This is a genomic window from Agrococcus lahaulensis DSM 17612 (assembly GCF_000425105.1).
Lineage (GTDB): Bacteria > Actinomycetota > Actinomycetes > Actinomycetales > Microbacteriaceae > Agrococcus > Agrococcus lahaulensis.
On sequence record NZ_AULD01000006.1, the window covers coordinates 47629 to 59662 of the forward strand.

The window sequence follows — 12034 nt, forward strand, 5'->3', positions numbered from 1 at the left end:
CCGATACTCTGGAGGACATGACCGTTCTGCCCATCCGCATCACGGGCGATCCCGTGCTGCACACCGTCGCCGAGCCCGTGACCGACTTCGACGAGGAGCTCCGCACGCTCGTCGCCGACATGTTCGAGACGATGGAGGCGGCACCCGGCGTCGGCCTCGCGGCCCCGCAGATCGGCATCGGCAAGCGGCTCTTCGTCTACGACTGGACCGACTCGGAGGGCGTCCGCACGCGCGGCGTCGCCGCGAACCCGGAGCTGTGGATCTCGCCGCTCCCGATCGGCGTGCCCGAGGAGCACGAGGAGGAGGGCTGCCTCTCCATCCCCGGCGAGCGCTTCGCCCTCAAGCGCGCCGAGCGCGCGATCCTGCGCGCGCAGGACGAGACGGGTGAGCGCTACGAGCTCGAGGCAACCGGTTGGCTCGCTCGCATCCTGCAGCACGAGTACGACCACCTCGACGGCATCCTCTATGCCGACCGGTTGGATGCGTTCGGCACGAAGGGCGTGCAGAAGGCGATCAAGCGCAACAAGTGGGGCGTCGACGGCCTCAGCTGGATGCCCGGGGTCGACGACCTCGACGCCTGAGCGGGAACGCGTCTGCCCGGCGATCCTCCAGGAGGGGGCGCTACGTTCCGTGCACCGACACGAAGGAGCGTGCACGATGAACTTCCTCTCCCAGCTGCGCAACGCCGTCTCCGGACGCCGCTCGAGCGGCTCTGCCCGCGGCAGGCGCTCGACCGGCATGGGCGGCGCGGGCGGCGCTCGCGGACGCGGCTCCCTCCTGAGCTCGGCGCTCGGGTGGATCAGCGGCCGCAACCGGCGCCGCTGAGTGCCTCCGGCGCGCACGAAGGAGGCCCTCACCCCGAAGGGTGAGGGCCTGTCGCTCCCCGAGATGGACTCGAACCATCAACCTGCCGGTTAACAGCCGGCTGCTCTGCCAATTGAGCTATCGAGGATCGCTGTGGGAGCGACGACCATCGTAGCATCCCGCGCGGGTCGGGGTCACATCGGCCGACCCCGACCGGAAGGAGGGCACCGTGACCGTCAAGCAGATCTCGCCCAAGCTCTACAACTGGGCATCGATCATCGACGACGAGACGCTCGAGCAGGCGAAGCGCACCTCGGAGATGCCGTTCGTCCAGCCGCACCTCGCGCTCATGCCGGACGCGCACCTCGGGAAGGGCGCGACCGTCGGCTCGGTCATCCCCACGCGCGGCGCCATCATGCCCGCCGCGGTCGGCGTCGACATCGGCTGCGGCATGATCGCCGTGCTCACCTCGCACACCGCCGAAGCGCTGCCGGCCGACCGATCGACCGTGCGGACGGCGATCGAGCGCGCCGTGCCGCTCTCGGCGGGCCACTACAACAAGCGCCTCACGACGAGCGCCGCGCGTCGCGTCGCCGAGCTCGAAGCACTCGCGGAGCGCGCCGGCTTCGACCCGGCCGACTACGCCAAGAACTGGCGCCTGCAGCTCGGCTCGCTCGGCTCGGGCAACCACTTCATCGAGATCAGCCTCGACGAGCAGGGCCGCGTCTGGCTGTTCCTGCACTCGGGCTCTCGCGGGGTCGGCAACAAGATCGCGCAGCGGCACATCGCCGCGGCGCAGGCCTACGCCAAGGCGAAGCGGATCGCGCTGCCGGACCGCGACCTCGCCTACCTCGAGGAGGGCACGCGGGAGTTCGATCGCTACATCGCCGAGCTCGAGTGGGCGCAGCACTTCGCGCTCCTCAACCGCGAGGAGATGATGGACCGCGTCGTCGACGCCTTCGAGGCGTGGACGGGCGCCCCGGCGGGCGAGACCGAGCGCATCAACTGCCACCACAACTACACGGCGCGCGAGCACCGCTTCGGCCAGGACGTCTGGCTCTCGCGGAAGGGCGCGATCGACGCCGCCGAGGGCGTGCTCGGGCTCATCCCCGGATCGATGGGCACCCGCTCGTACGTCGTCGAGGGGCTCGGGAACCGCACGGCGCTCGACTCGTCGCCGCACGGCGCGGGCCGCGAGTACTCGCGATCCCGGGCGCGCCGCACCTTCACGCGAGCGCAGCTCGAGGAGGCGATGCGGGGCATCGAGTGGCGACGCACGGATGCCTTCCTCGACGAGATCCCGCAGGCCTACAAGGACATCGACACCGTGATGGCCGACGCGGCCGATCTCGTGCGCATCCGGCACACGCTCCGGCAGATCGTCAACGTGAAGGGCGACTGAGCGACCTCAGGATCGGTTGCGGATTGCGGCAATCCACCGCCGCTCCCCATCGGCTCACGAGACCATGGCACACGCGCAGAACGGGGGCGGTCCGATGAGCGAGCAAGACACCGGTTGTCCGGACCTCGAGCCCGGCGAGCTCGAGGCGATCGAAGCCGAGGACCGCCGGAACGAGCGCGCGGTCGCAGCCGGCGACGACCACCGCTGACCGCGGCCGGGCCGCCGCTCGCTCTCGGGCGCGCCGCTGGACGGCCCCGGCCGCACGGACGAGGCTGGAGCCATGTGGTTCGACTCCTGGTCCGATGTCTTCCGGGTGCTGCTCGTCGGCACGGCCTCCTACGCCGCGCTCATCGTCGTGCTCCGCGTCTACGGCAAGCGCACGCTCTCGCAGCTGAACGCGTTCGACTTCGTCGTGACCGTCGCGCTCGGGTCGACGCTCGCCACGATCCTGCTCTCGAGCGACGTCTCCTTCCTCGAGGGCCTGACGGCATTCGTGCTGCTGGCGACGCTGCAGCTCATGATCGCGGTCGTGACCTCGCGCGTCGCATGGGCTCGGCGGGCGACGACGGCTCGGCCGGTGCTGCTCGTGCGCGACGGACGGCTCGACGAGGAGGCGCTGCGCCGCAACCGCATGAGCGAGACCGACGTTCTGCAGGCGGTCCGCTCGGCCGGCAAGGGCGACCTCGGCGCGATCGCCGCCGTCGTGCTCGAGGCGACGGGAGCGCTGAGCGTCGTGGCGACGAGCGATCTCGGCGATGGCTCCGCCCTGGCCGACGTCGAAGGGCGCTGAGCGCGCTACAGCTCCTCGCGCAGCGACCGCCGCTCGCGCTCGAGCTCGAGCAGCTGCTCCTGCAGCCGCTTCGAGCCTTCCGGGTCGCTCGCGCCGAGCCGCTGCAGGCTGCCGAGCATCTCGGCCTTCCGCCGCAGGATGTCGCGGTCGACGAGCGAGCCGACGATGCCCTGCACGTAGGCGCGCACGCCCTCGCGCGACGACTGCGGGATCGGCGCCATCGCGAGCGTGCGCACGAGCGGCACGATCTCGGCCGGCACCGCCCCGGCGACGTGCTCCGAGAAGTCGGGCGCCTCGATGCGGTCGAGCGAGGCGAGGATCCCGTCGCGCACGACCGCGAGCGAGGGGTTCGCGACGTACGCCGACGCGCCGCGCGCGGCGAGGTCGCGCCCGACGACCGCCGGCTGCTGCAGGAGCGCTGCGATCGCGTCGCGCTCGAGCCGCGACGCCGGGTCGCGCTCGAGCTGCTGGAGGGCGACGTCGGGGGGCGGATGCGCGGGGCCGACCTCGGCGGGCCGGTCGCCCGGCGTCGGCGCGGGCCGGGGCGCCGCTTGCCGCACCGCGCGCCGCACCTCGTCGGGGCTCACGCCGAGCCAGCCGGCGACCGTGCGCACGTAGCCGTCGGCGAGCGCGCGGTCGCGGATCGACAGCAGCACCGGAGCGGCCCGGCGCATCGCCGCGACCCGGCCCTCGACCGTCTCGAGGTCGTGCTCGGCGACGATGCGGCGGAGCATGAACTCGAACAGCGGCCGTCGCTGCTGCACGAGCTTGCGCACGGCGTCGTCGCCGCGCTCGAGGCGCAGGTCGCACGGGTCGAGCCCCTGCGGCGGCACCGCGACGAAGGTCTGGGCGGCGAAGCGCTGCTCCTCGGCGAAGGTGCGCGCGGCGGCCTGCTGGCCGGCCTCGTCGGGGTCGAACGTGAAGATGACGCGGCCGAGCGAGCGGGTGTCGGTCGTCGAGACGTCGCCGAGCACGCGCCGCAGCACCTTGATGTGGTCGACGCCGAAGGCGGTGCCGCACGTCGCGACCGCGGTCGTGACGCCCGCGAGGTGGCACGCCATCACATCCGTGTAGCCCTCGACGACGACCGCCTCGTGGCCGCGGGCGATGTCGCGCTTCGCGAGGTCGAGCCCGTAGAGCACCTGGCTCTTGCGGAAGATCGGGGTCTCGGGCGAGTTGAGGTACTTCGGGCCCTTGTCGTCGTCGGAGAGGCGGCGAGCGCCGAAGCCGACCGTCGCGCCCGTGACGTCGCGGATGGGCCACACGAGCCGGCCGCGGAAGCGGTCGTAGCTGCCGCGCTGCCCCTCGCTCAGCAGGCCCGCGCCGAGCAGCTCGGCCTCGGTGTAGCCCTTGCCGCGGAGGTGCTGCTTCAGCGCGTCGAACGACTGCGGCGCGAAGCCGACGCCGAAGCGCTCGGCGGCCGCGAGGTCGAAGCCGCGCTCGCCGAGGAATCGCTGCCCGAGCGCCGCGGCGGGCGTGAGCAGCTGCTCGCGGAAGAACGCCTCCGCCTCGCGGCTCGCGGCGAGCAGCCGCACGCGACCGCTCGTCTCCTCCTGGGGCTTGCCGTCCTCGTAGTGGAGCGTGTAGCCGAGCTGCGCGGCGAAGCGCTCGACCGTCTCCTGGAACGACGTGTGATCCATCGCCATGACGAACTGGAAGACGTCGCCGTCCTCGCCGCAGCCGAAGCAGTGGTAGCGGCCGACCGCGGGCCGGACGTGGAAGGACGGCGTGCGCTCGTCGTGGAACGGGCACAGGCCCTTCATGCTGCCGACGCCCGCCGACTTCAGCGTGACGTGCTCGCCGACGACGTCGACGATCGAGATGCGCGATCGCAGCTCGTCGATGTCGCTGCGCCGGATCCTGCCCGCCATGGCCGCTTCAGTCCCCCACGTAGCGCTCGTGCCACGCGAACGCGCCGCGATCGGTGAGGCTCGCGACCTGGTCGACGACCACGCGAGCGCGAGCGGCGTCGTCCGGCGCCGCCGCCCAGTCGTCGGCGTAGGCGCGGTCGAGCGCGGAGGGCCCGAGCCGCACGAGCGCGTCGCACAGCTCCTGCAGGATGCGCCGCTGGCTCGCGTAGATGGGCTGACGCCGCTCGGCCAGGATGAAGCTCGCCGCCGTGCCCTTGAGCACCGCGATCTCGGCGCGCACCTCGCGCGGCACCTCGATCGTGCCGCCGAAGCGCGCGAGCGGCCCCTCGTGGGTCTCGCGCGTGAGCCGGATGGCGGCGTTCGCGAACCGCCCGATGAGCTTCGACGTGAGGTTCTTGAGCCGCGCGTGGTCGGCGCGCGAGCCGTCGAACGAGCGCAGCCACGTCTCGAGGTCGTCGAGCCGGTCGAACGCGGCGAGCAGCTCGTCGCGCGTGTACTCGGGGCCCACCCACGTCAGCATCGTCGAGACGAGCTCGTCGTGCCCGACCCGGCTCTGCAGCTTCGCGACGTCGACGTAGCCGCCCACCACCGCATCCTCGAAGTCGTGCACCGAGTATGCGATGTCGTCGGCGAGGTCCATCGCTTGCGCCTCGATGCTCGGGCGTCCCTCGGGCGCGCCCTCGCGCATCCACTCGAACGCCTCGCGGTCGTCGTCGTAGTAGCCGAACTTGATGCGGCCGGATGCGTCGTGGACGTCGGATGCGGCGGCCCACGGATACTTGCAGGCCGCGTCGACGCTCGCGCGCGTGAGGTTGAGCCCGTACGGCTGCTCGCGGATCACCTTGGGCTCGAGCCGCGTGATGACCCGGAGCGTCTGCGCGTTGCCCTCGAAGCCGCCGATGCCGAGCGCCCACTCGTTGAGCCCCTTCTCGCCGTTGTGGCCGAAGGGCGGGTGGCCGATGTCGTGGGCGAGGCACGCGGTGTCGACGACGTCGGGGTCGAGGCCGAGCTCGCCCGCGATCTCGCGGCCGATCTGCGCGACCTCGAGCGAGTGGGTCAAGCGCGTGCGCGAGTCGTCGAAGCCCATCGTGGGCGAGAGCACCTGCGTCTTCTGCCCGAGCCGGCGGAAGGCGCTCGAGTGCGTGAGCCGCGCGCGGTCGCGCGAGAAGTCGGTGCGCGACGAGGAGTGCGTCTCGGGCAGCCGGCGCTCGACGTCGTGGGCGCCGTAGCCGCGCGCGTCAGCCGCCACGGGTGTCGCTCTCGTCCTCGATGAGCGCCTCGCGCTGGGCGGGCGTCAGCTCGGGGCTGTCGAGCCAGCCGTCGGGCAGCGCGGGCGTGCGCGGGCTGCCCGCTCGGCCGCGCTGGCCCTCGATGCCCTCGGCGACGTAGGGGATGTCGCGATCGAGCCTGCCGAGCAGCTCGTCCATGTGCGCGAGCGACTCGACCGCCGCGAGCTCGCGGCGCGCGTCGCCGCCCACGGGGTAGCCCTTGAAGTACCACGCGACGTGCTTGCGGATGTCGCGGCACGCGCGGTCCTCCTCGCCGAAGAACTCGACGAGCAGCTCGGCGTGGCGACGGAACGCATCCGCGACCTGCCCGAGACCCGGGCGGAACCGCGTGTCGGAGCCCGCGAACGCCGCCGCGAGGTCGCCGAAGAGCCACGGCCGGCCGAGGCAGCCGCGGCCGACCACGACGCCGTCGACGCCGGTCTCGTCGACCATGCGCAGCGCATCCTCGGCCTGCCAGATGTCGCCGTTGCCGAGCACCGGGATGGAGGTGACGGCCTCCTTGAGCTTCGCGATCGCCGTCCAGTCGGCCTTGCCCGAGTAGTGCTGCGCGGCCGTGCGGCCGTGCAGCGCGACCGCGGCGACGCCGGCGTCCTCGGCGATGCGGCCCGCGTCGAGGTAGGTGACGTGGCTCTCGTCGATGCCGATGCGCATCTTCACCGTGACGGGGATGTCGCCCGCGCGCCGCGCCGCGCGGCGCACGATCGCGCCGAACAGGTCGCGCTTCCACGGCAGCGCGCTGCCGCCGCCGCGACGCGTCACCTTCGGCACCGGGCAGCCGAAGTTGAGGTCGATGTGGTCGGCGCGGTCCTCGTCGACGAGAATGCCGACGGCCGCCTCGACCGTCTTCGGGTCGACGCCGTAGAGCTGCACCGAGCGCAGCGACTCCGAGGGGTGGTGGCTGATGAGCCGCATCGTCTCGGGCGTGCGCTCGACGAGCGCGCGCGAGGTGATCATCTCGCTCACGTACAGCCCCGCGCCGTACTCGCGGCACAGCCGTCGGAACGCGGTGTTCGTGATGCCCGCCATGGGCGCGAGCACGACCGGCGAGTCGAGGGCGATGGGCCCGATCGACAGCGCCGGCGTGCTCACGGTGGTCGTCACGCTCCGACGAGCCCCTGCGCGAGGTGCGCCTCGAGGTCGTCGATCTTCACGCGCTGCTGCTGCATCGAGTCGCGCTCGCGCACGGTGACGGCGCCGTCCTCGAGCGAGTCGAAGTCGACGGTGACGCAGTAGGGCGTGCCGACCTCGTCCTGGCGGCGGTAGCGGCGGCCGATCGCGCCGGCGTCGTCGAAGTCGATCGCCCAGTGCTTGCGGAGGCGCGCCGCGATGTCGCGCGCGAGCGGCGAGAGCCGCTCGTTCCGCGACAGCGGCAGCACCGCGACCTTGACGGGCGCGAGGCGCGGGTCGAGGCGCAGCACCGTGCGGGTGTCGGTGCCGCCCTTCGCGTTCGGCACCTCCTCCTCGACGTACGCGTCGACGAGGAACGCCATGAGGCTGCGCGTGAGGCCGAACGACGGCTCGATGACGTAGGGCGTGTAGCGCTCCCCCGTCGCCTGGTCGAAGTAGACGAGGTCCTTGCCCGACGCCTCGGAGTGCGACGAGAGGTCGAAGTCGGTGCGGTTCGCGATGCCCATGAGCTCGCCCCACTCGGAGCCCTGGAAGCCGAAGCGGTACTCCACGTCGATCGTGCCGGCCGAGTAGTGCGCGCGCTCCTCCTCGGGCACGTCGAAGCGGCGCATGTTCGCCGGGTCGACGCCGAGGTCGACGAACCAGTCCCAGCACGCCTCGACCCAGCGGTCGAACCACGCGGCGGCCTCGTCGGGGTGCGTGAAGAACTCGATCTCCATCTGCTCGAACTCACGCGTGCGGAAGATGAAGTTGCCGGGCGTGATCTCGTTGCGGAAGGCCTTGCCGACCTGGCCGATGCCGAACGGCGGCTTCTTGCGCGAGACGGTGAGCACGTTCGCGAAGTTCACGAAGATGCCCTGCGCCGTCTCGGGGCGCAGGTAGTGCTGGCCCGCCTCGTTGTCGACCGGGCCGAGGAACGTCTTCATGAGGCCCGAGAAGAGCTGCGGCTCGGTCCACTTGCCGGTCGTGCCGCAATCGGGGCACGTGATGTCGGCCATCGACTCGGGCTTCCGGCCCTTCTTCGCCTCGAACGCCTCCTCGAGGTGATCCTGGCGGTGGCGCTTGTGGCACTGCAGGCACTCGACGAGAGGGTCGGTGAAGGTCGCGACGTGACCGGATGCGTTCCAGACGGCGGAGGGGAGGATGATCGACGAGTCGAGGCCGACCATGTCGTCGCGGCCCTGCACGAACGTCTTCCACCACTGGCGCTTGATGTTCTCCTTGAGCGCGACGCCGAGGGGACCGTAGTCCCACGCCGAGCGCGAGCCTCCGTAGATCTCGCCCGCCTGGAACACGAAGCCACGGCGCTTCGCGAGGCTGATGACGGCGTCGAGACGGTTCTGGACCACGGATGCTCCTCGGGGATGCGGCTGCGCGCGCCCGCTGGATCGCGGCGCGACACGTGAACCTCGATTCTACCGAGCGCGGCGGGTGCCGCCGCCCGCGCCCGGGGTCGGCTGTGCAGGGTGTCGCCATGCCTCGCTGGGATAGTGTCTTCTCTCGGGGCGCGGGCGCCCCGTCGTGTGCGAGGAGGTCGGATGCAGAGCGAGGAAGGTCGCGAGCTCTACGGCGCCTGGGCGGAGCGATGGCCGTCCGACGCGGCAGAGCTGCTCGACGGCTACTCCGGCTCCTGGTGGATCGGCGGCAGCTGGGCCATCGGCGCCGCGACCGGCATCGATCGACCGCGCACCGACATCGACATCGTCATCCCCCGCAGCGAGCTGAGCCTCCTGCGCGGCTGGCTCGGTGGCCGCTGGCAGCTGTGGTCGGCCTTCCAGGGCGCGCTCAAGCCGCTGCGCCCGCACGACTCCGACGTGCTGCCGATCGGCACCACGAGCATCTGGCTGCGCCGCAGCGCCTACGGCCAGTGGGAGTACGAGATCCTGCTCGATCCGAGCGACAGCGAGTCGTGGCGCTTCCGCCGCGACACCGCCGTCACGATGCCGCTCGAGGAGGCCCTCTTCGAGAAGGACGGCATCCGCTACGCGAAGCCGCAGATCGTGCTCGCCTACGCGGCAGCTGAGCGGGCCGACGTCTCGTGGCTCGAGGATGCGCTGCCCGCGCTCGACGAGGACGCGCGCGCATGGGTCGTCGAGCGCCTCGCCGACGACCACCCGTGGCGCGAGCGACTCAGCGCGTCGACGGACGTCGTGCCGTCGCCTATCCCCTGACCGCGTCGAGCTCGGTCACGCGAGCGATCGCGTCGAAGTCCGCATCGGCGTGCAGCACCGGTTCGCCCGCGCGCATCGCCATCGCGGCGATGAGGCAATCCACGAGCTTGCGGATCGTTACGCCCTGTCGCCGCCCCGTCCGGTAGATGCGGGCCGCGTCGTCCCAATCGCTCGGGACGGTGCGCACGAGCTGGCACCGGGCGAGCAGTCCGCGCAGCTCGGCGACGTGCTGCTCGGCGCGCGATGTGCGCGCTCGATCCGGTCACGCGGAGGAACTCGATCCCCGCCGACGTGTCGACGAGCACGGTCACGCCCTCGAGGCGCGGAGCTCGTCCAGATCCGCGTCCCATCCGGAGCCCTCCAGGGCGAGAGCGCGCGCGACGTCGAGCGGCTCGGATGCCAGAGCGCGGAGCGCGTAGTTCACAGCCTCACGCTTCGTGGTGAAGGCGAAGCGACGCATGACCGCTTGTACTGCCGACTCATCGAGATCGATGTTGGTACGTGCCATGCACCGTGGATACCGTATCCAGGGCCGTTCGTCGAGCAGGGTGGAGGGCCGCTTCAAGAGGCGCGCGCCGATCTCGGTACGCGGCCTTCCGCCGCTACTCGATCATCGGGGCGGGGCTCGTCGAGCGTCGGTCCGCCCGGGGCGTCTTGTCGTCATCCGACGAGGTCGTGAGTTCGCCGATGGGGCCTTAGTGATTGGAACCAGGCACGCTTGAGCGGGATCGCTTCGGCGTCCTGCGGCGCGCCATCACGCAGCAGGTCGGTGACGGCGGTGGGCAAACCGAGAATCGAGATGAGCTCGCTTAAGGTCTCATCGGAGCATGTCTCTTCCGCCAGCGCCCGAAGTGCCGCCGCATCGTCGCTGCTCCGACCTAGCTCTGCGAGCACGCCGTCAATCGGATCGACAAGGTCGGGCAGCATGCCGCCCAGCTCATCGCGTAGCGCCATCAGTTCCTCGACAGCCGTGACAGCGTCACCGAACCGCACGACCCGCCACCAATAGAGGCCGAGATCGGGCAGGCCCGCTACGAAAGGGTCCTGCCGTGCTTTGACGTAACCGCTCGGCACCGCCACGCCCAAGACGTAGCCGTGCGCGTATGCGGTCACTTCCACGACGGGTCGAACTCGCTTGGCCCACTTCCAGCTTCCGCGCTCGTCGCTACACAGCACGCTCCGACCCTCCACCACGACGTGAGCGGCGCGGCTGGGTGTGCGCGCGAAGACCGATCTCCGCGGGAGCCACCGATCCACGTCCAGCTCCTCCAGCGACTCCGGCAGCACGTAGATCGACCGAGTCTCCGCCGCCGGGCCGCCACGCTCGCGCCCGGGTGCTGCTTCGATGTACCCGCTGTCGGGGCCCGCAGCGATCGGCCCCCACTCCACCTGCGCACCCGTTCGTCGTGCGACTGTGACGGCGAGCTCTTCAGCGGTTGACCCTGTCCCGACCACGCGTCCGTCCAGCACGGCAACGGCGACCGCAGTGCCCTCGATCGGCTTCCAAGACGCCAGTCCGGTGGCACCGAGATCGCTGAACACAGCCGCGGCAACTGCGGGCGTGATCGGCGAGCTATCCCATCCCTCATCGAGCGCGAACCACTCGACTGTGCTGGCGCCGGCCGTCATGAACCGGACGTTAGCAGCGTCGCCGCTTTCTGATGCCGCCGGGAGACCGGCGCTAGCGTAGCTACATGGGCGCCCGGCCGCGATTGAGGCGTTGGCTGGCGGCCGGCTCCGAGGTATGCGAGGCGTGCGGCCACCCATGGTCCGAGCACGGCGCGACCAATGACTATGCCTTCGATCACTGTGGCGAGTGCCAATACGAACTCGAGCATGGCTACATATCGGCGGATGCGCCCCTGTGTCGCTTGCAGCCGCCTGCGTCGTCGTAGACGGGCCTAATCACTACGAGACCCGCCTCGCCTGCATCGCGGCGCTCTACGGTGCTTTGCGCGCCGCATTGAGGATCGGCGCCGCAGGCGTCCGTCTAGTGTCGCGCCATGCAGGAGCTTCCGGTGGCAAGGCAGACGCTGGGCGCCCAGTGGGCTGCCTCGCCTCGTACCGGATCGCGGTGGCGAAGCTCTATCCGCCGCTCTACGGCGGCCAGCGCGCCCGCGAGCCGGTACCTGGACTGGACAGTCGATGGCGAAGCGATCGGCGACTGGTTCGCGGACGAGAGGAACCCGTGGTACGGGGTGACGTGGCTCGTGCAGGGCGACAACGACCCAGACATGATCGAGGCGAGTTTGCTGGCGCTACTAGGTGAGCGCGATCCCAGACTGGACGCTGAAGTGCGCTTCGCCGATGGACGCGTCGCGATCCTCTTCTGCCCGCTGTGCGGCGATCTCGCCTGGGGCGCGATCAGCGCAGATTTGCACTTCACGGACGACGCCGTCGAATGGCGGGCGCTGAACTCTCAGGATGGCCTGACTCGCGAGGTTCGGACTGATCCACCGCAGCGCAGCGTCTCCTTCGACCGACATCAGTACGAGGCGGCGAACGGCGAGCTGCTGCGCGACTGGGTCAAGAGGACCTGAAGGCGGACGGCGGTTCGCTCGCCTCTTCGAGCGGCCGTG

General features: G+C 71.0%; 12 protein-coding genes, 1 tRNA gene and 1 pseudogene. 6 read left to right on the plus strand and 8 right to left on the minus strand.

The genetic code is table 11. The features are described 5' to 3' along the window. Nucleotides 1-17: 17 nt before the first annotated feature. Both def and H508_RS17355 read left to right on the plus strand, forming a co-directional pair. A complete protein-coding gene (def, locus tag H508_RS0104940) occupies nucleotides 18-581 on the plus strand; it encodes a peptide deformylase (protein ID WP_026373255.1) in 564 nt (187 codons plus the stop codon). A gap of 76 nt (nucleotides 582-657) precedes the next feature. Beyond that, nucleotides 658-825: a hypothetical protein gene (locus H508_RS17355; protein WP_156905998.1), complete on the plus strand. Its 168-nt coding sequence runs from the start codon at nucleotides 658-660 to the stop codon at nucleotides 823-825. A 54-nt stretch (nucleotides 826-879) separates the two neighbouring features. Here the strand turns inward: H508_RS17355 and H508_RS0104950 are convergent. Beyond that, a tRNA-Asn gene (locus H508_RS0104950) sits at nucleotides 880-952 on the minus strand. 81 nt (nucleotides 953-1033) lie between these two features. On the opposite strand from H508_RS0104950, the gene H508_RS0104955 reads away from it, so the two are divergent. Together H508_RS0104955 and H508_RS0104965 are read left to right on the plus strand one after the other, a co-directional pair. Then, complete coding sequence (locus H508_RS0104955) at nucleotides 1034-2206, plus strand: RtcB family protein (RefSeq protein ID WP_026373256.1); 1173 nt, start codon at nucleotides 1034-1036, stop codon at nucleotides 2204-2206. Between the two features lie 280 nt (nucleotides 2207-2486). Next, nucleotides 2487-2996: a DUF421 domain-containing protein gene (locus H508_RS0104965; RefSeq protein ID WP_026373257.1), complete on the plus strand. Its 510-nt coding sequence runs from the start codon at nucleotides 2487-2489 to the stop codon at nucleotides 2994-2996. A gap of 5 nt (nucleotides 2997-3001) precedes the next feature. Here H508_RS0104965 and dnaG read toward each other — a convergent pair whose 3' ends face one another. The 4 genes from dnaG to H508_RS0104985 are packed head-to-tail and all read right to left on the minus strand — an operon-like array spanning nucleotide 3002 to nucleotide 8633. Then, nucleotides 3002-4867, minus strand: coding sequence for a DNA primase (dnaG, locus tag H508_RS0104970; protein ID WP_026373258.1), 1866 nt, complete (start codon nucleotides 4865-4867; stop codon nucleotides 3002-3004). Between the two features lie 7 nt (nucleotides 4868-4874). Then, the gene (locus tag H508_RS0104975) at nucleotides 4875-6116 is read right to left on the minus strand and encodes a deoxyguanosinetriphosphate triphosphohydrolase (protein WP_026373259.1); all 1242 of its coding nucleotides are present in this window, start codon (nucleotides 6114-6116) and stop codon (nucleotides 4875-4877) included. After that, the gene (gene dusB, locus H508_RS0104980) at nucleotides 6106-7257 is read right to left on the minus strand and encodes a tRNA dihydrouridine synthase DusB (RefSeq protein WP_026373260.1); all 1152 of its coding nucleotides are present in this window, start codon (nucleotides 7255-7257) and stop codon (nucleotides 6106-6108) included. Before dusB ends, H508_RS0104975 begins: the two co-directional genes overlap by 11 nt. Next, a complete protein-coding gene (locus H508_RS0104985; protein WP_026373261.1) occupies nucleotides 7254-8633 on the minus strand; it encodes a glycine--tRNA ligase in 1380 nt (459 codons plus the stop codon). The genes dusB and H508_RS0104985 overlap by 4 nt, the downstream gene beginning before the upstream one ends. 189 nt (nucleotides 8634-8822) lie before the next feature. On the opposite strand from H508_RS0104985, the gene H508_RS0104990 reads away from it, so the two are divergent. Further along, the gene (locus tag H508_RS0104990; RefSeq protein WP_026373262.1) at nucleotides 8823-9455 is read left to right on the plus strand and encodes a hypothetical protein; all 633 of its coding nucleotides are present in this window, start codon (nucleotides 8823-8825) and stop codon (nucleotides 9453-9455) included. Here the strand turns inward: H508_RS0104990 and H508_RS17805 are convergent. The 3 genes and pseudogenes from H508_RS17805 to H508_RS0105005 all read right to left on the minus strand — a co-directional run. Then, a pseudogene (locus H508_RS17805) lies at nucleotides 9445-9681 on the minus strand (PIN domain-containing protein); the annotation flags it as partial. The gene H508_RS0104990 and the pseudogene H508_RS17805 sit on opposite strands and share 11 nt — an antisense overlap. A gap of 81 nt (nucleotides 9682-9762) precedes the next feature. Continuing rightward, nucleotides 9763-9963: a type II toxin-antitoxin system VapB family antitoxin gene (locus H508_RS0105000; RefSeq protein WP_026373263.1), complete on the minus strand. Its 201-nt coding sequence runs from the start codon at nucleotides 9961-9963 to the stop codon at nucleotides 9763-9765. 152 nt (nucleotides 9964-10115) lie between these two features. Then, nucleotides 10116-11084, minus strand: a complete 969-nt coding sequence (locus H508_RS0105005) for a hypothetical protein (RefSeq protein ID WP_026373264.1) — start codon at nucleotides 11082-11084, stop codon at nucleotides 10116-10118. A gap of 374 nt (nucleotides 11085-11458) precedes the next feature. On the opposite strand from H508_RS0105005, the gene H508_RS0105010 reads away from it, so the two are divergent. After that, complete coding sequence (locus H508_RS0105010; protein ID WP_026373265.1) at nucleotides 11459-11995, plus strand: hypothetical protein; 537 nt, start codon at nucleotides 11459-11461, stop codon at nucleotides 11993-11995. Nucleotides 11996-12034: the final 39 nt, after the last annotated feature.